At 51.5% G+C, this 22,904-nt stretch carries 20 protein-coding genes and 1 pseudogene; 10 read left to right on the forward strand and 11 right to left on the reverse strand.

Annotated features, from left to right (window positions below; genetic code table 11):
- Window positions 1-79: 79 nt before the first annotated feature.
- The 5 genes from yihX to WC5_RS14270 all read left to right on the forward strand — a co-directional run bounded on the left by yihX (window position 80) and on the right by WC5_RS14270 (window position 3,594).
- Window positions 80-679 (forward strand): glucose-1-phosphatase, encoded by a 600-nt coding sequence (gene yihX / locus WC5_RS14290; protein ID WP_010352372.1) that lies wholly within the window; start codon window positions 80-82, stop codon window positions 677-679.
- Window positions 673-1,545, forward strand: a complete 873-nt coding sequence (locus tag WC5_RS14285; RefSeq protein ID WP_000920721.1) for a virulence factor BrkB family protein — start codon at window positions 673-675, stop codon at window positions 1,543-1,545. Before yihX ends, WC5_RS14285 begins: the two co-directional genes overlap by 7 nt.
- Complete coding sequence (gene dtd / locus WC5_RS14280) at window positions 1,542-1,979, forward strand: D-aminoacyl-tRNA deacylase (RefSeq protein ID WP_000560983.1); 438 nt, start codon at window positions 1,542-1,544, stop codon at window positions 1,977-1,979. Before WC5_RS14285 ends, dtd begins: the two co-directional genes overlap by 4 nt.
- Before the next feature lie 44 nt (window positions 1,980-2,023).
- The gene (gene fabY, locus WC5_RS14275) at window positions 2,024-2,965 is read left to right on the forward strand and encodes a fatty acid biosynthesis protein FabY (protein WP_001297068.1); all 942 of its coding nucleotides are present in this window, start codon (window positions 2,024-2,026) and stop codon (window positions 2,963-2,965) included.
- A gap of 431 nt (window positions 2,966-3,396) precedes the next feature.
- Window positions 3,397-3,594 carry a ribbon-helix-helix domain-containing protein gene (locus WC5_RS14270; protein ID WP_001251295.1) on the forward strand — a complete coding sequence of 66 codons (198 nt, stop codon included), beginning with the start codon at window positions 3,397-3,399 and terminating at the stop codon, window positions 3,592-3,594.
- Between the two features lie 352 nt (window positions 3,595-3,946).
- On the opposite strand, the gene fdhE is transcribed toward WC5_RS14270, so the two are convergent.
- From fdhE to fdnG, 4 genes are read right to left on the reverse strand one after another with little or no spacing between them, the layout of a single operon-like run.
- Window positions 3,947-4,876, reverse strand: a complete 930-nt coding sequence (fdhE, locus tag WC5_RS14265) for a formate dehydrogenase accessory protein FdhE (protein WP_000027708.1) — start codon at window positions 4,874-4,876, stop codon at window positions 3,947-3,949.
- On the reverse strand, window positions 4,873-5,508 hold the full coding sequence (gene fdoI / locus WC5_RS14260) for a formate dehydrogenase cytochrome b556 subunit (protein ID WP_000829032.1): 636 nt from the start codon (window positions 5,506-5,508) through the stop codon (window positions 4,873-4,875). Before fdoI ends, fdhE begins: the two co-directional genes overlap by 4 nt.
- Complete coding sequence (fdoH, locus tag WC5_RS14255) at window positions 5,505-6,407, reverse strand: formate dehydrogenase O subunit beta (RefSeq protein ID WP_000331377.1); 903 nt, start codon at window positions 6,405-6,407, stop codon at window positions 5,505-5,507. The genes fdoI and fdoH overlap by 4 nt, the downstream gene beginning before the upstream one ends.
- 12 nt (window positions 6,408-6,419) lie before the next feature.
- A complete protein-coding gene (fdnG, locus tag WC5_RS14250; RefSeq protein WP_011310337.1) occupies window positions 6,420-9,470 on the reverse strand; it encodes a formate dehydrogenase-N subunit alpha in 3,051 nt (1,016 codons plus the stop codon).
- A 193-nt stretch (window positions 9,471-9,663) separates the two neighbouring features.
- Between fdnG and fdhD the strand changes: the two genes are divergently transcribed.
- The 5 genes and pseudogenes from fdhD to WC5_RS25640 form a co-directional block, all read left to right on the forward strand.
- Entirely contained in the window at window positions 9,664-10,500 is an 837-nt protein-coding gene (gene fdhD / locus WC5_RS14240) for a formate dehydrogenase accessory sulfurtransferase FdhD (RefSeq protein ID WP_000753606.1), read from the forward strand.
- A gap of 310 nt (window positions 10,501-10,810) precedes the next feature.
- A complete protein-coding gene (locus tag WC5_RS14235) occupies window positions 10,811-12,646 on the forward strand; it encodes an ATP-binding protein (protein ID WP_000105784.1) in 1,836 nt (611 codons plus the stop codon).
- 1 nt (window position 12,647) lies between these two features.
- The gene (locus WC5_RS14230; protein WP_000382008.1) at window positions 12,648-14,954 is read left to right on the forward strand and encodes a tetratricopeptide repeat protein; all 2,307 of its coding nucleotides are present in this window, start codon (window positions 12,648-12,650) and stop codon (window positions 14,952-14,954) included.
- 211 nt (window positions 14,955-15,165) lie between these two features.
- A complete protein-coding gene (locus WC5_RS14225) occupies window positions 15,166-16,206 on the forward strand; it encodes a YiiG family protein (protein WP_010349707.1) in 1,041 nt (346 codons plus the stop codon).
- An 80-nt stretch (window positions 16,207-16,286) separates the two neighbouring features.
- Window positions 16,287-16,405 (forward strand): annotated as a pseudogene (locus tag WC5_RS25640) (AraC family transcriptional regulator); the annotation flags it as partial.
- Window positions 16,406-16,436: 31 nt separating this feature from the next.
- On the opposite strand, the gene araD reads toward WC5_RS25640, so the two are convergent.
- Genes araD through yiaM form a run of 7 tightly spaced genes read right to left on the reverse strand, consistent with a single transcriptional unit; the run spans window position 16,437 to window position 22,884 of the window.
- Window positions 16,437-17,132 (reverse strand): L-ribulose-5-phosphate 4-epimerase, encoded by a 696-nt coding sequence (gene araD, locus WC5_RS14220; RefSeq protein WP_000893151.1) that lies wholly within the window; start codon window positions 17,130-17,132, stop codon window positions 16,437-16,439.
- The gene (locus WC5_RS14215; RefSeq protein ID WP_010349705.1) at window positions 17,126-17,986 is read right to left on the reverse strand and encodes an L-ribulose-5-phosphate 3-epimerase; all 861 of its coding nucleotides are present in this window, start codon (window positions 17,984-17,986) and stop codon (window positions 17,126-17,128) included. Before WC5_RS14215 ends, araD begins: the two co-directional genes overlap by 7 nt.
- Window positions 17,979-18,641: a 3-keto-L-gulonate-6-phosphate decarboxylase UlaD gene (ulaD, locus tag WC5_RS14210; RefSeq protein WP_000089488.1), complete on the reverse strand. Its 663-nt coding sequence runs from the start codon at window positions 18,639-18,641 to the stop codon at window positions 17,979-17,981. The genes WC5_RS14215 and ulaD overlap by 8 nt, the downstream gene beginning before the upstream one ends.
- The gene (gene lyxK, locus WC5_RS14205) at window positions 18,638-20,134 is read right to left on the reverse strand and encodes an L-xylulokinase (RefSeq protein ID WP_000196062.1); all 1,497 of its coding nucleotides are present in this window, start codon (window positions 20,132-20,134) and stop codon (window positions 18,638-18,640) included. The genes ulaD and lyxK overlap by 4 nt, the downstream gene beginning before the upstream one ends.
- 3 nt (window positions 20,135-20,137) lie before the next feature.
- Window positions 20,138-21,124 (reverse strand): 2,3-diketo-L-gulonate TRAP transporter substrate-binding protein YiaO, encoded by a 987-nt coding sequence (gene yiaO, locus WC5_RS14200; protein WP_000776920.1) that lies wholly within the window; start codon window positions 21,122-21,124, stop codon window positions 20,138-20,140.
- A 12-nt stretch (window positions 21,125-21,136) separates the two neighbouring features.
- Window positions 21,137-22,414 carry a 2,3-diketo-L-gulonate TRAP transporter large permease YiaN gene (gene yiaN, locus WC5_RS14195; RefSeq protein WP_000153835.1) on the reverse strand — a complete coding sequence of 426 codons (1,278 nt, stop codon included), beginning with the start codon at window positions 22,412-22,414 and terminating at the stop codon, window positions 21,137-21,139.
- Window positions 22,415-22,416: 2 nt separating this feature from the next.
- Entirely contained in the window at window positions 22,417-22,884 is a 468-nt protein-coding gene (yiaM, locus tag WC5_RS14190; protein WP_000821450.1) for a 2,3-diketo-L-gulonate TRAP transporter small permease YiaM, read from the reverse strand.
- Window positions 22,885-22,904: the final 20 nt, after the last annotated feature.

The following is a 22,904-nucleotide window of genomic DNA, read 5'->3' on the forward strand; positions in this document are numbered from 1 at the left end:
AGATTACCCATATTGCCACATAGCCAAACCCCTCCTTTCCCGCTACAGTTAATTTCCTGTGGCGAGAAAGGAGGCAAAAATGCTCTATATCTTTGATTTAGGTAATGTGATTGTCGATATCGACTTTAACCGTGTGCTGGGAACCTGGAGCGATTTAACGCGCGTTCCGCTGGCTACGCTTAAGAAGAGTTTTCATATGGGGGAGGCGTTTCATCAGCATGAACGTGGGGAAATTAGCGATGAAGCGTTCGCAGAGGCGCTGTGCCATGAGATGGCCTTACCGCTAAGCTACGAGCAGTTCTCCCACGGCTGGCAGGCAGTGTTTGTCGCGCTGCGCCCGGAAGTGATCGATATCATGCATAAACTGCGTGAACAGGGGCATCGCGTGGTGGTGCTTTCCAATACTAACCGCCTGCATACCACTTTCTGGCCGGAGGAATACCCGGAAATCCGCAACGCTGCCGACCATATCTATCTGTCGCAAGATTTAGGTATGCGCAAACCGGAAGCGCGGATCTACCAGCATGTTTTACAGGCAGAAGGTTTTTCACCCAGCGATACCGTCTTTTTCGATGACAACGCCGATAATATAGAAGGGGCTAATCAGCTAGGCATTACCAGCATTCAGGTAAAAGATAAAACCACCATCCCGGACTATTTCGCGAAGGTGTTATGCTAAAAACCATCCATGAAAAAGCCAGGCATCGTACCCGTCCGCTATGGGCCTGGCTGAAACTACTCTGGCAACGCATTAATGAGGACAACATGACAACCCTGGCAGGTAACCTTGCCTATGTGTCGTTGCTCTCATTAGTGCCGCTGGTTGCCGTTGTTTTTGCGCTTTTCGCCGCTTTTCCCATGTTTTCCGACGTCAGCATTCAGTTGCGTCACTTTATTTTCGCCAACTTTCTGCCTGCCACCGGCGATGTTATCCAGCAATATATCGAACAGTTTGTTGCCAATTCCAACAAGATGACCGCCGTCGGGGCATGTGGCCTGATCGTCACGGCGTTATTGCTGATGTACTCCATCGATAGCGCACTTAACGCCATCTGGCGCAGTAAACGGGTGCGTCCCAAAATTTACTCGTTTGCCGTGTACTGGATGATTTTGACGTTAGGGCCGCTGTTGGCAGGTGCCAGTCTGGCGATCAGTTCCTATCTGCTCTCCCTGCGCTGGGCGAGCGATCTCAATACCGTCATCGACAATGTGCTGCGTATTTTTCCGCTGCTGTTGTCGTGGATCTCCTTCTGGCTGCTGTACAGCATTGTTCCTACCATCCGCGTACCTAACCGCGACGCTATTGTCGGCGCGTTTGTCGCCGCGCTCCTGTTCGAAGCAGGAAAGAAAGGTTTCGCGCTTTATATCACCATGTTCCCGTCGTATCAGCTCATTTACGGCGTACTGGCGGTGATCCCCATTCTCTTCGTCTGGGTCTACTGGACATGGTGTATCGTCTTGCTTGGCGCGGAAATTACTGTCACTCTCGGGGAATACCGCAAACTAAAACAAGCAGCTGAACAAGAAGAAGACGACGAACCATGATTGCATTAATTCAACGCGTAACCCGTGCCAGCGTCACCGTGGAGGGAGAAGTGACGGGCGAAATTGGCGCGGGACTTTTGGTGTTATTGGGTGTCGAAAAGGATGACGACGAACAGAAAGCAAACCGTCTGTGCGAGCGTGTGCTCGGCTATCGCATCTTTAGCGATGCCGAAGGCAAGATGAATCTCAACGTGCAACAGGCCGGCGGCAGTGTGCTGGTGGTTTCCCAGTTTACCCTTGCCGCAGATACCGAACGAGGGATGCGCCCAAGTTTCTCCAAAGGCGCATCACCGGATCGCGCAGAGGCGTTATATGACTATTTCGTCGAACGCTGCCGTCAGCAGGAGATGAACACGCAAACAGGACGCTTCGCTGCGGATATGCAGGTATCGCTGGTCAATGATGGCCCCGTGACATTCTGGTTGCAGGTATGAGCCAGCTTCCAGGGGTATCACGGGAAACAAGAGAGAGTATCGCTATGTATCACCTTCGGGTTCCACAAACAGAAGAAGAATTAGAGCGTTACTATCAGTTTCGCTGGGAGATGTTGCGTAAACCCCTGCATCAACCAAAAGGTTCGGAACGCGACGCGTGGGATGCGATGGCGCATCACCAGATGGTCGTTGACGAGCAGGGTAATCTGGTGGCGGTAGGGCGGCTGTATATCAATGCCGATAACGAAGCCTCCATCCGTTTTATGGCGGTACACCCGGACGTGCAGGACAAAGGGTTGGGGACGCTGATGGCGATGACGCTTGAGTCGGTGGCGCGTCAGGAAGGTGTTAAACGCGTGACCTGTAGCGCCCGCGAAGATGCGGTGGAGTTTTTCGCCAAGCTGGGGTTTGTGAATCAGGGAGAAATCACCACACCAACTACCACACCCATTCGTCATTTTTTGATGATTAAACCTGTCGCTACTCTGGATGATATTTTGCATCGCGGCGACTGGTGCGCACAGCTCCAGCAGGCGTGGTATGAACACATCCCATTAAGTGAAAAAATGGGCGTGCGTATTCAGCAATATACTGGGCAAAAATTTATCACCACCATGCCGGAAACCGGCAATCAGAATCCGCATCATACGTTATTTGCCGGGAGTTTATTCTCGCTGGCAACACTCACCGGTTGGGGGCTTATCTGGCTGATGCTGCGTGAACGCCATCTCGGCGGAACGATTATTCTGGCCGATGCGCATATCCGCTACAGCAAACCGATTAGCGGTAAACCCCATGCGGTAGCCGACCTCGGTGCGTTAAGTGGCGATCTCGACCGTCTGGCGCGCGGGCGTAAAGCGCGGGTGCAAATGCAGGTTGAAATCTTTGGCGACGAGACGCCTGGTGCGGTGTTTGAAGGGACGTATATCGTTCTTCCCGCTAAGCCATTTGGCCCGTATGAAGAGGGCGGGAACGAAGAAGAGTAGGGTGGACGTTTTAATTAAAGACCGGTTGGTGGTGGCACTGACCGGTCAGTTACGGATGATTAATTTCACCTTAATCTCCGGTGCTGTAAAGAAGCTGACTTTTTTCGGGTACACCACCTGGATGATGCAAATGAAGACCCAATCAAAAAAATATTCTTGAATATAATATATTCATAACACCCATAACTCATCCTTATTATTTATTGTCGCTTTTCTGTGGGAGTGTCCCCGCCTAATTAAGAGTAATAAATTATTCTGGGCGATAACTAAGCCATTTTTGAGTAACAATTAAAATAATTGCAACTGTTGTATTATTTCTGGAAAACGTCTCGCAAAAACAAAACCGTATGAAAAAATAAGCTTTCGTCAGTTAATTTTTCGGCGTAATTTTCGCACATACATTAATGAGTAATTTATGTAAGGTGGTGAAAATGGCGATGAATACGGTTTTTCTTCATTTATCAGAAGAGGCAATTAAACGGCTGAATAAGCTCAGGGGCTGGCGTAAGGTTTCGCGATCTGCAATTTTACGCGAAGCGGTAGAGCAATATCTGGAGCGTCAGCAATTTCCGGTGCGTAGGGTAAAAGGCGGCAAGCAAAGGAGTGAGGCAGTAGGTGTTGAAGAATAGTGTAAGCTGCGCGAGGAATGGTAATGGCAAAAATGATACCAATCAGAATACTGAAAAGTGCGCGTTGTTCATACCGGATGCGGCTTGCACGCCTTATTCGACCTACAAAATCATGCCAATTCAATATATTGCAGTTTTTGGGGTAGGCCTGATAAGCGTAGCGCATCAGGCAATCTTACGTTTGTCATCAGTGACATACCAATAACCTTATCGATGTGTTGCTGGGAAAATTGAGACCAAACAGGCACTGACAGCATGGACTTGAATTGGTAACGCGGAATACGAGAGATGGTGTATCACACCCTATGAGCTGTAATCCGGGCGACCTGCGCCACCCGGAAAACGTCAGAGATTACTCCCCTTCACCTGGAAACAGGAACGGGTTGATGGAGCTACGGGCATAGCCTTCTTGCTCCATTCGTGCGTCCAGTACCAAGGAGGCGAGGTCATCTGCCACGGCTTCAACTTTCGGCTCTTTTTCCTGATAAAGAATCTTCAGGTAAGTGCCACAGTCATCGCAGCTTTCGGCTTTAATCGCGGCCTGTTCGTCATCCAGCGACCAGTAATGCAGTTTGCCGCTCTGCTCGCAGTTGCTGCATTTTACGCGCACCACGTGCCATTCGGTTTCGCACAGGTTGCAGTGCAGGTAACGCAAACCCTGAGTGGTGCCAATTTGCACCATGCTGGACACCGGCATAGAACCACAAACCGGGCAATATTGACGTTGTTCGCCGTATTCTGCGCGGGCTTTGCCGGGGATCAGGTTAGCCATTTGCGCCCAGTAGAGCGACAGCGCGGCCCAGATAAACGGTGCTTTATCGCTGCTGACGGAGGAGAAATCAGAGGCAAACAGCGCGCTGGCCATATCTTCCAGCTCCTGGGTTGATGCCTTCTCCAGATTCTCAATCACGGCCAGCGCCGGACCGCTCATTTCAGGTTTCAGCTCGGCAATCAGCGCCATCAACAGTTTTTGCCAGTGCTTATCGCGCGGCAGAACGTGAATATCCAGCGGTGGCTTGCCTTGTGCGCTGGCTTCTTTAATGCGTGCAGTCAGATCCATCTCCAGCGGATGGTCGTACAGCACCACTTCCTGGGCGTGGGCGATAAGCGCAGCAAAGCGCAGGTAATCACCCAGCGGATTATTTTCTGCCAGTTCGCGCAGACGCTCGGCGCGGCGGTTGTACAAATTTTTGAGCCGAGGGAACAATAACGGCGGAATCATATCCGCCGTACGTTTCTCGCTCGACCCCAGCTCATCTTGCGGGATTATGCGAATACTCATTCAGCTTTCTTTTCCGTTGTCTTGCGGACTTCACGATACCAGCGTGGATGGTGTTTCTTCGCCCATGCGCTGGTAACCCATCCTTCCACCATGGCGGTAATCGTGCCTTTCACCCAAAGGGCGGCGTAGATATGCACCATGATAACCACAATTAACGCTACTGCGGCAAATGAATGCAGCATTAACGCGAATCGGATCACCGGGATTGAGAAAGTAGGCGCAAAATAAGGACGCCAGATAATCACACCGCTCACCAGCAGCAGAACCAGGAAAATAATCGCTGCCCAGAAAACGCATTTCTGACCGAAGTTATAACGCCCGGTGTCACCTACTTCCTCGTTGACGACGATCTTACGAATATTCTTCGCCCAAAAGATATCATCCCGATTGATTAGGTTGTGATGCCAGTAACGGAAAAACATGATGATGAACGAGGCAAACATAACCACGCCGACAAACGGGTGCAGAATTCGCGCCAGCTGCGGTGTGCCCATGATTTGCATCAACCAGTTGAAGGATGGGAACAAAAAGCCCAGCCCACTCACCGCCGCCAGGATGAAGCAGAAGGCGGTTACCCAGTGGTTGATACGTTCCGGCGCGGTGTAGCGCACGATGGTGTCACGTCGTTTCATTTGCGCTCCTCGTCTTTCTCTTCGTGCAGATTGTTCTCTTCCTCATCCGCACGGTTCGGACCGACACCCACGTAGTGGAAGATACTGGCCGCGAAGGTAGCCGCAAAGCCAACAGCCGCGAGCGGTTTCCAGATGCCTTTCCAGAATTTCACGGTTTCGCTGATTTCCGGGTTCTCCGGCAAGCCATGATACAGGTTCGGCTTGTCAGCATGGTGCAGCACGTACATCACGTGTGTACCACCGACGCCAGCCGGATCGTACAGACCCGCATTGTCGTAACCACGGGTTTTCAGCTCCGCCACGCGCTCGCTCGCTAGCGTTTTCATCGACTCTTTCGTACCGAAGTGAATCGCGCCCGTCGGGCAGGTCTTCACGCAGGCCGGTTCTTGCCCAACCACCACGCGGTCAACGCATAGCGTACATTTGTAGACGCGGTTGTCTTCCGGGTTGAGGCGCGGAATATCGAACGGACAGCCCGCAATGCAATAACCGCAGCCAATGCACTGCTCGGACTGGAAGTCGACGATGCCGTTGGCATACTGAATAATTGCACCTTCCGCCGGACACGCTTTCAGGCAGCCCGGATCGGAACAGTGCATACAGCCGTCTTTGCGGATCAGCCATTCCAGTTTGTCATTCTGCTCCACTTCCGAGAAGCGCATTACCGTCCACGATTTGGCGCTTAAATCATTGGGGTTATCGTACACCCCAATGTTATTGCCGACGGTATCGCGAATGTCGTTCCACTCTGAACACGCCACCTGACAGGCTTTACAGCCGATACAGGTGGTGACGTCGATGAGTTTCGCCACTTCTTCCTGGAAGTCCCGCGCCTGAGGCGCGGGGGTCAGACCGTTAGTCGCGGAACGACGAATGATATCTTGAGATTGATAAGCCATATGTCGTCTCCGTTACACCTTTTCCACATTCACAAGGAAGGACTTAAACTCCGGCGTCTGCGTGTTCGCATCACCGACGAATGGCGTCAACGTATTGGCAATAAAGCCTTTTTTCGCCACGCCTTCATAGCCCCAGTGAATCGGAATACCGATGGTATCGATATCTTTGCCGTTCGCTTTCAGCGTGCGAATACGTTTGGTCACCACCGCTTTGGCTTTGATATAGCCACGGTTGGAGGAGACTTTCACGGTATCGCCCTGAGCAATGCCAAGTTTATTCGCCAGCGACTCACCGATTTCCACAAACTGCTCTGGTTGCAAAATCGCGTTCAACAGCGCGTGTTTGGTCCAGTAGTGGAAGTGCTCGGTCAGACGATAGGTGGTTCCGACATACGGGAACTTATCGGCTTTACCCAATGCTTCAGCGTCATCTTTAAAGATACGCGCAGCCGGATTCGAGATAACGTTTGGATGCAGCGGGTTAGTCCCCAGCGGCGTTTCAAACGGCTCGTAGTGTTCCGGGAACGGACCTTCCGCCATCTTATCGAGAGCAAACAGACGCCCCATGCCTTCCTGCTGCATGATAAACGGCCCAACGCCGCTGCCCGGAGGCGCTGCGCTGTAGTCCGGAATATCCCAGCCGGTCCACTTGGTGCCGTCCCATTTCAGCAACTGACGCTTCGGATCCCACGGGTTACCCTGCGGGTCTGCGGAGGCGCGGTTATACAGGATGCGGCGGTTAAGCGGCCATGCCCATGCCCAGCCCAGCGTGTTACCGAGGCCAGACGGATCGGCGTTATCTCGGCGTGCCATCTGGTTGCCTTCCGGCGTCCAGCTACCGGCGAAAATCCAGCAGCCACAGGAAGTCGTACCATCATCGCGCAGTTGGGCGAACGAACTAAGTTGTTGGCCTTTCTTGACGATAACCGCACCGGTTGCCGGATCGGTAATATCGGCCAGCGCCTTACCGTTGCTCTCCATCGCCACTTCTTCAGACTTCGGCTCATGCGGAATGGCGTAGTTCCAGGTCATGTTCAGTACCTGATCCGGGTTCGCGCCACCCTGTTCGGCATACATCTTGCGCAAGCGCAGGAAGATACCGGAGAGGATCTCGCCGTCGGTCAATGCAATCCCTGGGGCGTCCGCACCTTTCCAGTGCCACTGCAACCAGCGACCGGAGTTAACGATAGAACCGTTCTCTTCCGCGAAACAGGTCGATGGCAGACGGAACACTTCGGTCTGGATCTTCGACGAGTCAACTTCGTTCAGCTCACCGTGGTTCTGCCAGAAGTTAGAGGTTTCAGTGTTCAGCGGGTCGATGGTGACGAGGAACTTCAGTTTCGACAGACAACCGATCACTTTGTTTTTGTTCGGGAATGAGGCAACAGGGTTAAAGCCCTGGCAGATATAGCCATTGACCTTGCCCTCTTTCATCATCTCGAAGTATTGCAGGACGTCGTAACCTTTATCCCACTTCGGCAACCAGTCAAAGCCCCAGCTATTTTCCGCCGTCGCTTTATCACCAAAGAAGGCCTTCATCATTGAGACGAAGAATTTCGGATAGTTGCCCCAGTAGTTTACCTGGCCTTCCAGCAGCGGTTTCGGCGTGTTGGCGGTAAGGTAAGTTTGCAGATCGGTCTGCTTCTCGCTTGGCAGCGTCATGTAACCCGGCAGGCTCTGCGACAGCAGCCCCAGATCCGTCAGCCCCTGAATGTTGGAGTGACCGCGCAGGGCGTTAACGCCGCCACCTGCCATCCCCATGTTGCCGAGCAGCAGCTGGATCATCGCCATGGTACGGATGTTCTGCGCACCAACGGAGTGTTGCGTCCAGCCGAGCGCGTAGAGGAACGAGGCGGTTTTATCGTGTGCACTGGTTTCGGCGATGTATTCGCAGACTTTCAGGAACGCGTCTTTTGGCGTACCACAGATGTTTTCAACCACATCTGGCGTATAACGGGAAACGTGCTGTTTCAGCAAGTTCCACACGCAGCGTGGATGTTGCAGCGTGGTATCGCGTTTGGCGAAGCCGTTTTCGTCCAGTTCGTAAGTCCAGGAGGATTTATCGTACTTGCGTTTTTCCGCGTCGTAGCCGGTGAACAGGCCATCTTCAAAGCCGTAATCTTCACGCACGATCAAGCTGGCGTTGGTATAGGCTTCGGTGTATTCGCGGTTGAATTTTTCATTGTTCAGCAGGTACAGCAATACGCCTGACAGGAAAGCAATGTCAGTACCGGAACGAATAGGGGCATAGTAGTCAGCCACCGCCGCCGTACGCGTAAAGCGAGGATCAATCACAATTAGCTTCGCGCCGTTGTGAATTTTGGCTTCCATCGCCCAGCGGAATCCTACCGGGTGAGCTTCAGCGGCATTACCGCCCATCACCACGACGAGGTTGGCGTTCTTGATGTCGACCCAGTGGTTGGTCATCGCACCGCGACCAAATGTTGGAGCAAGACTTGCTACCGTTGGTCCGTGTCAGACACGCGCCTGGTTGTCGACCGCGAGCATACCCAGCGCGCGGGAGAATTTTTGCGTTAAATAGCCGGTTTCGTTACTCGACGCGGAAGCACACAGCATCCCGGTGGAGAGCCAGCGGTTAACAGTCACGCCTTCGGCGTTTTGCGCAATGTAGTTTGCATCGCGGTCTTCTTTCATCAGTTTGGCGATGCGATCAAACGCCTCTTCCCAACTGATTTGCTGCCATTTGTCAGAACCAGGCGCACGATATTCCGGGAACTTCAGACGGCTTTCGGAGTGGATAAAATCCACCAGGCCAGCGCCTTTCGGACAAAGTGCACCACGGTTGACCGGGTGATCCGGATCGCCTTCGATATGGAAGATAGATGCTTTGGCGTTTTTTGCTCCGTCACCGAGGCTGTACATCAACAGCCCGCAACCAACAGAACAATAGGTGCAGGTATTACGGGTTTCGCGGGTGCGCAGCAGTTTATACTGCCTTGTTTCCGCGAGTGCTACGCTGGGTGCAAAGCCCAGTGCCGCTGCCGTGGTGCCTGCCATACCGCCAGCGCAGATCTTAAAGAACTGCCTTCTGCTGACCTGCATGGATTGCTCCTTGTTTCGACATTGTCACGTCCCATTTACATTCGCTTGCTGCGTGTGCAGGGAGTGGGAGTTATTTTTCTTTGCGGAAGGGGCCGCAAAGGTCCAGAATTGGCTCAATTTCCCTCCATCCAGGAAGGGTTTGTAACAGAATACCATAATCTTGGTGTGTGTGTTCTTATCTGGTTAAGAGAAAGTGAAAAAAACACAGCAAAAAGAAATCAAAAATGTGACAAATATCACGGGAATGCGACAAATTGAGTTATGGCAGCGTGACGATTTACAACGTTCCCGGCTTGATGAAGTCGCGGAAGAAGTTCCCGTTGCGTTGGTCTACAACGGCATTTCGCACGTAGTGATGATGGCTTCGCCAAAAGACCTTGAACGCTTTGCGCTTGGTTTTTCGCTTTCCGAAGGAATTATCGAAAGCCCGCGTGATATTTTCGGCATGGATGTTGTTCCCTCGTGTAATGGTCTGGAAGTGCAAATCGAACTTTCCAGCCGTCGCTTTATGGGGCTGAAGGAGCGCCGCCGGGCGCTGGCAGGGCGTACGGGCTGTGGCGTATGTGGCGTGGAGCAACTTAACGACATCGGTAAACCGGTGCAGCCGCTGCCGTTCACCCAGACATTTGATCTCAATAATCTTGATAACGCGTTACGCCATCTCAATGACTTCCAGCCCGTGGGGCAATTGACCGGTTGTACTCACGCCGCCGCCTGGATGTTGCCGTCTGGCGAACTGGCTGGCGGACATGAAGATGTGGGCCGCCATGTGGCGCTGGATAAACTGTTAGGTCGGCGGGCGCAAGAAGGTGAACGTTGGCAGTCGGGGGCGGTGTTGGTTTCCAGCCGCGCCAGCTATGAAATGGTGCAAAAATCGGCGATGTGCGGAGTAGAAATTCTGTTTGCGGTGTCTGCCGCGACAACGCTTGCCGTAGAAGTCGCCGAGCGATGTAACCTGACGCTGGTAGGTTTTTGTAAGCCGGGACGGGCGACGATTTATACCCATCCGCAACGGTTGATTCATAATTAAAGAAATACCGCAATTCTGATTCTGGATTGCGGTTTTATTTTTTTATTAAATAATGCTGAATATGTTATTCAGCATTTAAATAATAATTTAACCACAAGAAATTATCTCGTTAACTCCGGTTTATATCGATATACTCCAGTCGCATTAATCCTTTAAGAATTAATCATTATTTATATAAGACATTTTGTTTTAATCATCGTGTCAATAAATAAATGTTTCCGATGAGTGAATGAAAATAACAAACCTTGCACCGGTTGTAAAAACAGCGATGTATTTTCAATAGTGGGTGATGGATTATGAGTATTGAAAAATGAGTACATTACAGTTACCTGGCAGTTCATATTCTACAGAAGTTAATTTAAACGGCTTAATTGAGGTGCTCAGTAAGCATCTTTACTCCACTCCCGTGGTTGCCGTGCGCGAGCTGGTGCAGAACGGCCATGATGCGATCGTGCGCCGCAGGATTGAGCAACCCAATGCACCAAAGGATAACGCGATTCGTGTGGTGGCCGACGTGGCGAGATCCACCATCACCATTAGCGATACTGGCGCGGGTCTGACAGAAAGCGAAATTCACGGCTTCCTGGCTACAGTGGGCGTGGGTTATACCCGAATGCTGCGCCAGCAGGATGACAACACCGGTTTAATTGGTATGTTCGGCCTCGGTTTTTTGTCGGCATTTGTACTGGCGAAAGAAGTGACGGTACTGACCACCTCGTGGCAAACGCCAGATCAGAGCTGGAAATACCACTCTACCGACGGGCAAAAATATACCGTTACGCCGCATCAGGCCTCGGAGCCGGGGACGCAGGTGATTCTGACGCTCAAAGAAGAGTACAGCCATCTGGCGAGTAACAATTTGCTGAACCGCGTCCTTTCCCGCTACTGCATATTGCTGCACGAACCGGTCTATGTGGGGGATGCCAGCGAGCCGGTGAACAAACTCCAGCCACCGTGGCGTGAAGAAACGCCAGATGGCGTAACGATGCACCGCGCACTGGTACAGCGGAAAAATCTCGCCTTTGCCGCCCAGTTTGAATCCTCCTTTGAACCTATTTGCACCATTCCGGTGGTGCCAGCGGGAATGAGCGATGCAGTTGGAATTTTATGGATTCAGGATGGCGCAACCTACGGCACTAGCGATAACCGCAACCTGTCGCTGTTTTTGCGCGGCATGTTACTCGATGACGAAGCGCGTGAGCTGTTACCGCCCTGGGCCGGTTTTATTGGCGGTGTGATTGAGTCATCGAAACTGACGCCGACGGCGAGCCGGGAAGATCTCCAGCGCGACGAAACCTGGGTCGCGGTGCAGGAGGCGTTAAAAGAGGCGCTGATTTCTGGTTTATCCGATCTCGCACAAAATCAGCCAGAAATCTGGCGACGGGTATTAATGCGCCATAACGAAGCGTTGCTTGGCGCAGCGTTGTGTGATGACCGTCTGTTTGATTTGCTCAAAGACCGTTTACAGGTGCCAACGTCAAAAGGCGCGCTGCTGGCGAAAGATTTACGCGTTAATAACAGCATTCATATTCTGTTAAGCCGTGACGGCGGTTTTGAAGAGATGTTGTTCCATATTCTGCAACGACCTGTAGCGCGTGGCGATCGCTATGCGGTGGTGCCATTTTTACGCCGCTGGGCGCTGTTATATCACTGCCGGATTATTGAAGTCGGTACGCAAACGGGCAATGAGCAGTTGTTCAGCCTGGCGGAATTACCCGAAGAGCAGGTGGCTTATCTCGAAGAGCATCTTTGCGATGGCGAGCAATTAATTATCTCCCGCTTCGAACCCGCCGTTTTACCGCTCGTGGTCACGCCAGACCGCGAAGCAGAATTAAAACAAATTCTTGAACAGGATGACGCGGATAAACGTATTAGCACCGCAGCGTTAATGCTGGCACGGCAATTTACCTCGCAAATCCAAAAGACCAAAACGTCAAGTCTGTATATCAATCTCAATAACCCCTGCATCATGCAACTGGTGACGGCATTACAACATCAGCAACAGCCAGCGGCGGCATTACGGTTATTAAAATCGCTGAAAGTAATTTTGTGCTCCAGCGGTAATAAAGAACAGCAGTGGGATTTACACCAGGCGCTGGATGATTTTACTCAGGTTATTCCTGTCTTAATTAATCAAGGAAAATAAAATGGATACATGGGAGTGGTACAACAAATATAGCCAGGAGTTGCGTGATGCCGGGCAGGAGTATATTCCGCAGATAATTGATGATTTTTCTGAAGGTGTTTTACATCTGCAAATGGAAAAGTGCGATTCGTTATTACCGGAAATGAAAGCACTGAATCAGGTGGCAAAAAATCCGTGGCTGGAAATATTTATCGGACACTGGGAGATGCGCCATCGTCTGACCAACTACGAAGAAGGCGAAAAAGTGCTGCCTGACGTGGTGGCGCTGTTTGAAAAAGCGCATCGGGAAGAGGCGAAAGATTGCCCGCAATCTATCTGCGTTACACAGGATTTATCCGCCTGCTACGAGAATATAGATGCCCCAGGCTGGGCCAATGAACGCATGGCGGTGTGTGAAGAAACCATCGCGCGCATTGATCCGACCTGGAGCTGCTTTATGTGTTTATCCTGCGAATATGCCAGTGCGCTGATGGATTCCAACAGAACAGAAGAGGCGTTGGTTTATATCGACAGGCAAATCGATGCGGTAAAAGTATCGGGGAGTGAATATTTAGAAGCACTGCTGGCAACCCGTGCCGATATTTTGGTTGCCCTTCAGCGTTACGATGAAGCACGTGAAGTGATTGATGAACTGGCAAAAGAGAATGATTATTGGGGACGCGACCGCATCAATTATCAACTCAAAAAACTGTACATCATGGCGTTATGCGGGCAGGACAAAGAAGTCTGGGAGGAATTGCCGCGTTGGTCAGATCTGACTCCCTATTCATGGGGACTATGGCTGAAGATTATTACTGAATTACTGCCCCGCAATCCACAGAGAAACCACTGGCAACTGGCGCGAATCATCCAAAAAATGCTGGAGCACCGTTCACAGGCCGGGGCGCACCGCAAAGTGGTTGATCTGGCGAAACTGCAAATCACTCTGGCACTGGAGCGTGAATCCGTCTGGGTTGCCAAAATGGCGATGAAACTGGCTCAGCGGCACATACCGAAATTACGCGCGTTATTGGGGGTTGATCGCGAGTTTCTCGAACTTAGTGAAAAAATTGCCGCTAAAGAGGCGGAACTGCTTGCTCGCCCGGTTGTTGAATCGCCTGAAAATAGCGATGAAGAAACGCAGCCTGACCCCGAAAAAGACGTCGAAATATTCCGCCGTGCTTACCTGAACACGCCAGATGATACGGAATTGCTGGGTAAACTGGTCAATGCGTTAAAGGCTTGCAATGCGATTGATGAGTCGATTGAACTGCTGCAAAGCTATGTTGAAAGCCACATCCAGGAAGATAACGGCCTTTGCTTCGATCTGCTGGATCTCCTGCTACACCGTGGCGATCAGCAAGCGATCGAACAACTGGCGAAGCAGTATGAACGGGCTGGGCTACTACATATGGCCTTGTGGTTCCGCGCGCGAGTGATCAACCAACAGGAAGACTGGAGTGAACTGGAGTCGATTGGGCAACAGTTGCTGCAAAATGAAAAAGGGCGTGAGTGGATCGGCGTTTATCGCATGTGCTCCTGGGCAGCACAAAAACAGGAAGCCTGGGATCGGCAGCTGGATTATTTACAGCAATTGCAGCAACTTATGATTAGCCGTGAAGAAGATATTCGCAATCTCCAGTGGGATATCATGGCGACCGCCAGCATCTTACAACAGTGGGATTTGGTGCGGACTATCGCCGCAGAACTGGAAATCGAACTCACGGAAGGTGAAGGTTTTATTGACGAAAAATGGGGGTTACTGAATATCCGTTTCCGGGAAAACTTCGAATACCGCTATTACTATGCCCAGCGGATTGGACCGGTAACGGCAAGGATTATTGAACCAACCTACCGGACTGATTACCCACAACATGTTGATGAAATTGTCGTTTTCGATGCGGAAATGTTGAATACCCGGCCTGAAGATGAGGAAGAACAGAAGAATTTCACCCCGCTTTATGCCTGCCTGAAAACCATTATCCCGACTGAGTACGGCGAGTCCTGGTTCTGCGAAGGCGTTATGCCTGGTGAAGAACAGTTTAATGCCTTCCGTGAGGCGCTACGTGAACGAAACTGGTACTACTGGAGCAACAGTAACGATGACTATACGTTAACGGACAGTCATCAGGGAGAAGATGCCGAGCCACTGCCCGCGTTCTATTTTGTTATCAGCGCGCCGCGTTCGGTTGCTAAAGCTAATATTGATAAAACGCTAAGTGAGTTAACCGCAGACTGGGAACATCCGTTGTGCTGGTGGCGACTTGCCAAAGAAGCCGGAGCGAACGAAGAGAAACATGCTGCTATTTCTGAACGTTATGGGATGTAATGTAGGTTTAAATAATGGGGGGCAGAAACTTCCCTCCCGTAACGGTTGAACTGTTAATTGAATTAAGTCCTGTAATTTATATATGAAATTACAGGACTTATTCATTCAGTGAATTGTAGCTATTTATTTATAAACAAAACGCGTGTAGTGACGCTTTCTTTTTTCCTTTATTATATTCACTCTCTTATTTATCTATTTATAAGGCAATTAAATGAAAAGGAATTTATTATCTTCAGCTATTATTATCGCCATAATGGCCCTCGGTATCACTGGATGTGATGATAAAAAAGCCGAAACAGAAACTCCCCCGCCCGCCAATAGTCAACCTGCCGCACCAGCTCCTGAAGCCCCCGTTGCAAAAGCAGAAGCTAAGCCTGAAACGCCTGCGCAACCGGTGGTCGATGAACAAGCGGTTTTCGACGAAAAAATGGATGTCTATATCAAGTGCTACAACAAGTTACAGATCCCTGTACAGCGTAGTCTGGCGCGTTATGCTGACTGGCTGGAAGATTTTAAACAGGGGCCTACCGGTAAAGAGAGGACTGTCTATGGCATCTACAGTATTAGTGAATCCAATCTCTCAGAGTGTGAGAAAGGAGTGAAAAGTGCTGTGGCGTTAACGCCTGCACTGCAACCTATTGACGGCGTGGCGGTGAGTTATATCGATGCTGCCGTGGCGTTGGGTAATACCATTAACGAAATGGATAAATATTACACCCAGGAAAATTATAAAGACGATGCATTTGCCAAAGGGAAAACGCTGCACCAGACATTCTTAAAAAATCTTGATGCCTTTGAACCTGTCGCCGAATCTTATCATGCGGCAATTCAGGAAATTAATGATAAGCGCCAGCTTGCGGAACTGAAAAATATTGAAGAAAGAGAAGGGAAAACATTCCACTACTACTCTCTGGCAGTCATGATCTCAGCGAAACAAATTAATAACCTGATCTCGCAAGATAAGTTTGATGCCGAAGCGGCAATGAAGAAAGTGACTGAGCTGGAAACGCTGGTGGCGCAGGCCAAAGAAGCGGATAAAGGTGGCATGAATTTCTCATTCATCCATTCGGCAGACCAATATCAGCTTGAGGCTAAAAAATATGTTCGCCGCATTAGAGATAAAGTCCCGTACTCCGACTGGGATAAAGAGCAACTTCAGGACGCAAACTCAAGCTGGATGGTCGAAGACTCATTTCCACGAGCGTTACGCGAGTACAACGAAATGGTCGATGATTATAATCGCCTACGTTAAACGTTTCTGATTCTTGTGAGGAATGTAATGTTGGATTCCGCTGTGGACGCCAGCCGGGCAAATTCAGCGCAACAGACGAGTCGCTAACTGAAGTGGCGGCGTTGTGCGGATTTAATAATGTCAGTTATTTCCGACAGACTTCCGCAAACACACGGGTTTAACGTCCACCGCATGGAAGCGGGAGCATATCAATTCATAGTACCGGGGCGATGAAGCCCCGGCGTGAGAGATTACTGCCCGTAATAGGCATTAGCCCCGTGCTTACGCAGATAGTGCTTATCTAAGAGTTCATTTTGCATGGCAGGAAGCTGCGGCGCGAGCTGGCGCGAGAACAGCCCCATATACGCGCACTCTTCCAGCACCACGGCATTATGCACCGCATCGGCGGCGTTTTTACCCCAGGCGAACGGGCCGTGAGAATGCACCAGTACCGCCGGGATTTGTGCCGGACTCCTGCCGCGCTCTTCGAAGGTTTTAATGATCACTTCGCCAGTCTGGTATTCATACTCACCGTTGATCTCCTCTGCGGTCATCTGGCGCGTGCAGGGGATCGCACCGTAAAAATAGTCAGCGTGAGTCGTACCCCAGGCAGGGAGATCAATCCCTGCCTGCGACCAGATAGTGGCATGGCGCGAGTGGGTATGCACAATGCCGCCAATTTCTGCATAGCGGCGATAAAGCGCCAGATGCGTTGGCGTGTCGGAAGAGGGCTTTTTGCTGCCTTCCACCACCTTACCTCTGGCTATTTCAACCACCACCATATCGTCGGTGGTCATCACGTCGTACTCGACGCCGGAAGGCTTGATCACCATCCATTGTCGCGTCTTATCAACCGCGCTGACATTGCCCCAGGTGAACGTCACCAGATGGTGAGCGGGAAGTGCCAGATTCGCCGCCAGCACGTCGGCTTTCAGTTGCTCTAACATATAAACCCGGCCTCCTGCATACGCGCTTCAATCCAGCGCCGCGCCTGAATAATCTCCAGCACCGGCTCTTTGGCTTTTTCGGTCCACATCTCAATCAGGAAAGAACCGCGATAGTTCAGTTCATGCAGCGTTTTGAAGATGCCAACGAAATCGACGCAGCCTTCGCCAAACGGCACATCACGGAACTGTCCGGGACTTTGCTCGGTGACTGGCTGGGTGTCTTTCAGGTGGATGGCGGCGATACGGTCAATGCCCAGTTTCAGTTCGGCGGGAACATCATTGCCCCAGGCGCTGAGGTTGCCGACGTCCGGGTAGACGGTGAACCACGGTGAGGCGAGCATCTCGTCCCACTTTTTCCATTTACTGATGGAGTTCATAAACGCGGTATCCATAATCTCCACCGCCAGCATTACCTGCGCGGCTGCTGCCTGTTCAACCGCCCACGCCAGCCCTTCGGCAAAACGTTGCTGGGTGCCTTCGTCATGGTCTTCATAATAGACGTCGTAACCTGCCAGCTGGATGGTGCGAATACCGAGATCGCGCGCCAGACGAATCGCTTTACTCATGATTTCCCGCGCCCGTTCGCGCACCGCCTCGTCCCGGCTGCCAAAGGGAAAACGACGATGGGCAGACAGACACATTGACGGAATGGAGACACCCGTTTCGATCATCGCAGTGACCAGCGAAGCACGTTGTGCGGCGCTCCAGTCAAGACGTGAGAGCCGTTCGTCGGTTTCATCCACCGACATTTCGACAAAATCAAAACCGCAGCTTTTTGCCAGCACCAGCCGCTCCGGCCAGGAGAGATCTTTCGCCAGCGCCTTTTCATAAATACCTAACGGATGATTACGCACGTGCGCCTCCCCAGATTGCGTCAATTTGCGCATGAAAATCAGCGGCCACCTGCGCCGGATTTGCTGCGCCTGCCAGCGCCCGCCCGGCAATAAACGCTTTCACGCGGATATCTTTAAACAGCGGCAGGTCAGCAGGGGTAATCCCGCCAGTAATAGAAAGTTCGAGGCCGATATCAGAAAGAGCCTTCATACGCGCCAGATCCGCCTCGCCCCATTGCTGCCCGCTGGCCTGTGCGTCGCGACCACGATGATAAATCGCCTGCCGTACACCAATGCGATGCCAGTCACGGGCGTCGTCCAGTGTCCAGTTGCCGAACAGCTCTATCTGGATTTCACCGCCGCAGCGTTGCGCCATCGCGTGGCCTTTTTCCACCGTGGCGAGCGGCGCGGCGCAGATGATGGTCATCCAGTTGGCGCCCGCGCCAAACGCCTGTTGCGCGAGCGTTTCACCGGCATCAGCGACCTTCCAGTCAGCGACGATGATTTTGTTCGGGCACTGTTCACGCAAGGCTTTCACCGCGCCAAGACCTTCGTTTAAACAGAGAATGGTGCCCGCTTCGACGATATCGACGCTGTCTTTTAACAGCGTCACGTCGCGCTGCGCGGCTTCAAGTGATGAGTGGTCGAGAGCCAGTTGCAGAAGTGGTCTGCTCATAATGTGTGTTCCTTAATGTGGGTGTGATAACCCTGAAGTGCGGCAATGAGTTGCTGATAACGTTGATATTTTTGTTGGTAATGCTGATGCGCGGTCATGTCCGGCAGCAATGTGCGTAGCGGATGTTGCGAGCTGCGCTGGGCCTCGCTGAAGTTGCGATAAACGCCCGTACCGACACGGGCAGCGAGCGCCGCACCAAAGCATCCCGTTTCTTCCACCTGCGGCAGCTCGATACGCAGACCGCTGACGTCCGCCAGCATTTGCATCCAGACATCGGAGTGCGCCGGACCGCCAGTCACGCGCAGGGTGTGAACAGCGGTAAAACGTTCACGCATCCGGTTGAGGTGGGTCATGTGGCTGAACACCACGCCTTCATAAATGGCCTGCAACAGGTGCGCGCGGGTGTGAATGGCCTGCATCCCGTAGAAACCGCTGGTCATCTCAAGTCCGGCGTTACTGCCGTACAGGAACGGCAGGAAAAACAGATCGCCTCCGGCTTTCGGCAAGCCGGCAACGGCCTGATTAATCTCAGCAAAAGAGATTTCTCCCCACTGCGCGGTAAACCATTCGAGATTGCCGGAAGAGGTAGGGCTGGCTTCGTGAACGATAAATTGACCGTCATTAACGTAGCGGCCATAGACATACGGATGCGCTTCACCGTCACGTAAACCGCTGGTTATGCCGCTGGTCACCGCCCAGGTTCCCATCACCGCATTGAGGGTAGATTCGTCTTCGATCCCGGCACAAAGTGCGGTGGAAACCACATCAAACAGGCCGCCGACAACGGGCGTACCCGCTTTCAGACCGGTCAGTGCGGCTGTCTGAGCGGTGATCTCCCCGCAGATTTCGGCAGATCCAACAACAGGCGGCAGGGCGTGATTGATTTCACCGATCCCCAGCCAGTCGGTGAGGCACGGATCATATTCCCCAAGACTCATGTTGTAGAGATTGGACTCGGAAATATTGCTTTCTTCGCAGCCTTTGACGCCGGTTAAACACCAGCGCAGATAGTCGTGCGTCATCATCACGCAGCCAATTTGCGCATAACGCTCAGGTTCGTGCATTTTCAGCCAGCGTAACAGCGACACCGGATGCCCGGTCCACAAGGTTTGGCGGGTCAGCGGGTAGAGTTTTTCCGGGACGCCATCTTCCTGCCAGCAACGGACGATTTCCATCGCCCGGCGGTCAGAGGACAAAATGGCGTTACCTAGCGGTTTGTTATTTTTATCGAGTAAAAACAAACCTTTCCCTTGTGCGGAGATACCGATACCCACAATTTGCTCCCCGCTAACGCCGGAATGGGTAAGCAGGGCGCGAATGACAGCCATGCAGCATTGCCACAGTTCTGCCATATCGCGCTCTGCCCAGCCTGGCTGCGGGCTTAATGCGCACAACGGCAGGCGCTGCACGCCCGCCTCCCGGCCTTCGCGGTCATACAGTCCGGCTTTCAGCCAGCTACCGCCACAATCTAACCCCAGCCAGTATTGCGTCATGGTTTATTGCACCTCATCCACGGCTTTCAGCAGTTCAGCGCCCTGCGGAACATCTTTAACAAACATGTCGCGAACCTGATTACCCAATGCATCGCTAAAGGCTTTGCGGTCGAGATCGGTAATCACTTCAACGCCCGCGTCTTTCATGCCGTCGATGATTTTTTGCTGATCTTCAGCAACCAGTTTGCGCTGATAGTTACCCGCTTCTTGCGCAGATGTGATCAGTGCCTGCTGGAACTCAGGGGTTAAGCCATCAAACTTCGCTTTGTTGATCACCACCAGAAGTGGGGAGTAGGCGTGATGGGTCAGAGAAAGGTACTTCTGCACTTCATAAAATTTTGCTGACCAGACGACGTTAATCGGGTGTTCCTGGGCGTCGATGGTGCGGGTTTCCAGCCCGGTATAGACTTCGGCAAATGGCATCGGGATCGGGTTAGCACCGAAGATTTTGAATGCCGCAATATTCATTGGACTATTGTTGGTACGGATCTTCAGCCCTTGCAGATCGGCGGGAGTTTTAACCGGTGCACGCGAGTTGGTGACATCGCGCCAGCCGTTTTCCCAGTAAGCCAGCACTTTCAGCCCTTTACCTTCAAGGGAAATTTTCAGTTCATCACCGACTTTTCCGTCGAGCGTTTTATGCGCGTGAGCGGTATCGCGGAACAGGAAAGGGACATCGAGCAGGTTGATGACGGGCGAGAGTCCCGTAAAGTTATTGGAGCCAGACATCTCCATATCAATAGTGCCGCCGCGCACGCCGCTGATCATCGCCTGCGCATTGCCGAGGGTGCTGTCCGGAAACAGTTTTAACTTCAGTTCGCCTTTGGTTTTTTCTTGCAATAATTCGTTGAATTTTTTTGCTGCAATATGTTGTGAATCGGTTTGCGAGGTTTCATAACCGAAACGTAATGATTGTGCCGCCAGAGAAGATGTACTGAACGCCGCCACTCCGGCAAATAATAAAGCGTAGGTTACAGAACGTAATTTCATTATGATTTCCTTTTAACTCATCCATTTAAGAGGAGCGGTAATAAGCTCCGGTATAAAAATAAATAATGCTAACAACATGAATAAAACCATGACGTAAGGCGCAACGCCTTTTACCGCATCGTCAAATTTAAGTTTTGCCACGCCGCATACCACGTTAAGGACGTTACCGACCGGGGGCGTAATCAGTGATATTGAACAGTTGATAATAAACATGATGCCGAAATAGACCGGATCTATTCCCGCTTCTTTCACTAATGGCATTAATACAGGTGTAAGAATTAATACGGTGGGCGTTAAGTCCATTACCGTGCTGATCACCATAATAGCGAGCATAATGACGATGAATAATAAGCGAGGCGAATCAACCAACGGTTGTAATAGCTCCGATACCATCATGGGTAATTCGGCGATCGTAATAAGCCATGCAGATACCGCAGCAGAAGCCACCAGGAACATGACCACGGATGTGGTTTTCGCCGCGTTAATCAGAACATGATAAAGCGTGGAGAAGGTCATTTCGCGATAGACCACCACCGAGACGAACAGAGCGTAGAAGGCGGCAACCGCGCCTGCTTCGGTAGGCGTAAATAACCCCGAACGGAAACCGCCAATAATAATTATCGGCAAAAAGAGCGCCCAAATACCGGAGACTAAAGATTGCCAGACTTCCCGCAGTGAGGCTTTTGGCTGGCAAGGCAGATTCAGCCGTTTTGCCTGCCACCACCAGGTAATCATCAGCGTGACGCCCATCATGATGCCCGGCGCGATGCCCGCCATAAACAGTTTACTGATAGAGAGTCCGCTGGAGACGCCGAAGATAATGAGTGGAATAGAGGGAGGGATAATGGCCGCAATAATACCGCCAGAACCGATAAGTCCGGCGGCGCGATTTACCGGATAGTTGGCCTGACGCATCATCGGCACCAGCAGCGCCGCGACAGCTGCGGTATCAGCAACCGCAGAACCGGAAAGGCTTGCCATAATCATTGCCGCCAGCACGCCAACGTAACCCAGACCGCCTGGCCTGTGACCCACCAGTTTCATTGGCAGGTCGACAATACGTTGCGACAGGCCGCCCGCGTTCATGATCTCACCCGCCAGCACAAAGAAGGGAATGGCTAACAGAGAGAAACTGTCCGCACCGTTGACCAGCGTTTGCGCCAGAATTTGCACATCAAAGATATCCATCCAGAACATCAATGAGATGCCGCACAGCAATAATGCCCAGGCGATGGGAACACCAATCGCGATAGCGCCTAACAAACTGACAATAAATATAAGAATTGTCATCGTCAGACTCCTTGTTGGTTTTGGCTGGTGGTATTTGTGAACTGCCGGTATAAGTGACGCAATTCCAGCAATGCGATAATCAGGCTGGTGGGGATAGCGGCGGCGTACATTAAGCCAACGGGTACGCCGAGAATGGGCGATAAGTTACTCCAGTCCTGTGACGTTTTTTCTATTGCACCCCAGGCCAGACCCAGACACAGCAATAAAATGAGCGTATGGGTTAGCAGCGAAACACGTTGTTGATTAGTGGGAGAGAGTTTTTCGACTAAAAAAGTAACCTGCACATGGCTGTTGTCCATATAAGCAACGATAGCGCCAATAAAGGTTAACCAGACAAATAAAAGCCGGGATAATTCATCAATCGATAATATGCTTGTGTGAAATCCATATCGAAGAATGATATTAATAAAAATAATACAAGACAGTATTGCGATGATGAGCGCAAGAATGCCTTCGAGTATCCGTTTCATAACGAGTCCTTCTTGTTATG

This window comes from Escherichia sp. KTE114 (assembly GCF_000407765.1).
Classification (GTDB): Bacteria; Pseudomonadota; Gammaproteobacteria; order Enterobacterales; family Enterobacteriaceae; genus Escherichia; species Escherichia ruysiae.

What these genes read in the sequence shown, in the direction of transcription:
- araD (WP_000893151.1), bottom strand. Translation starts at nt 17,132, where the DNA reads ATGTTAGAGCAACTGAAAGCCGACGTGCTGGCGGCGAATCTGGCACTT.
- WC5_RS14230 (WP_000382008.1), top strand. Translation starts at nt 12,648, where the DNA reads ATGGATACATGGGAGTGGTACAACAAATATAGCCAGGAGTTGCGTGAT.
- fdoI (WP_000829032.1), bottom strand. Translation starts at nt 5,508, where the DNA reads ATGAAACGACGTGACACCATCGTGCGCTACACCGCGCCGGAACGTATC.
- fabY (WP_001297068.1), top strand. Translation starts at nt 2,024, where the DNA reads ATGTATCACCTTCGGGTTCCACAAACAGAAGAAGAATTAGAGCGTTAC.
- ulaD (WP_000089488.1), bottom strand. Translation starts at nt 18,641, where the DNA reads ATGAGCAGACCACTTCTGCAACTGGCTCTCGACCACTCATCACTTGAA.
- yiaO (WP_000776920.1), bottom strand. Translation starts at nt 21,124, where the DNA reads ATGAAATTACGTTCTGTAACCTACGCTTTATTATTTGCCGGAGTGGCG.
- yiaM (WP_000821450.1), bottom strand. Translation starts at nt 22,884, where the DNA reads ATGAAACGGATACTCGAAGGCATTCTTGCGCTCATCATCGCAATACTG.
- WC5_RS14285 (WP_000920721.1), top strand. Translation starts at nt 673, where the DNA reads ATGCTAAAAACCATCCATGAAAAAGCCAGGCATCGTACCCGTCCGCTA.
- fdhE (WP_000027708.1), bottom strand. Translation starts at nt 4,876, where the DNA reads ATGAGTATTCGCATAATCCCGCAAGATGAGCTGGGGTCGAGCGAGAAA.
- fdoH (WP_000331377.1), bottom strand. Translation starts at nt 6,407, where the DNA reads ATGGCTTATCAATCTCAAGATATCATTCGTCGTTCCGCGACTAACGGT.
- yihX (WP_010352372.1), top strand. Translation starts at nt 80, where the DNA reads ATGCTCTATATCTTTGATTTAGGTAATGTGATTGTCGATATCGACTTT.
- lyxK (WP_000196062.1), bottom strand. Translation starts at nt 20,134, where the DNA reads ATGACGCAATACTGGCTGGGGTTAGATTGTGGCGGTAGCTGGCTGAAA.
- WC5_RS14225 (WP_010349707.1), top strand. Translation starts at nt 15,166, where the DNA reads ATGAAAAGGAATTTATTATCTTCAGCTATTATTATCGCCATAATGGCC.
- dtd (WP_000560983.1), top strand. Translation starts at nt 1,542, where the DNA reads ATGATTGCATTAATTCAACGCGTAACCCGTGCCAGCGTCACCGTGGAG.
- WC5_RS14235 (WP_000105784.1), top strand. Translation starts at nt 10,811, where the DNA reads ATGAGTACATTACAGTTACCTGGCAGTTCATATTCTACAGAAGTTAAT.
- yiaN (WP_000153835.1), bottom strand. Translation starts at nt 22,414, where the DNA reads ATGACAATTCTTATATTTATTGTCAGTTTGTTAGGCGCTATCGCGATT.
- WC5_RS14270 (WP_001251295.1), top strand. Translation starts at nt 3,397, where the DNA reads ATGGCGATGAATACGGTTTTTCTTCATTTATCAGAAGAGGCAATTAAA.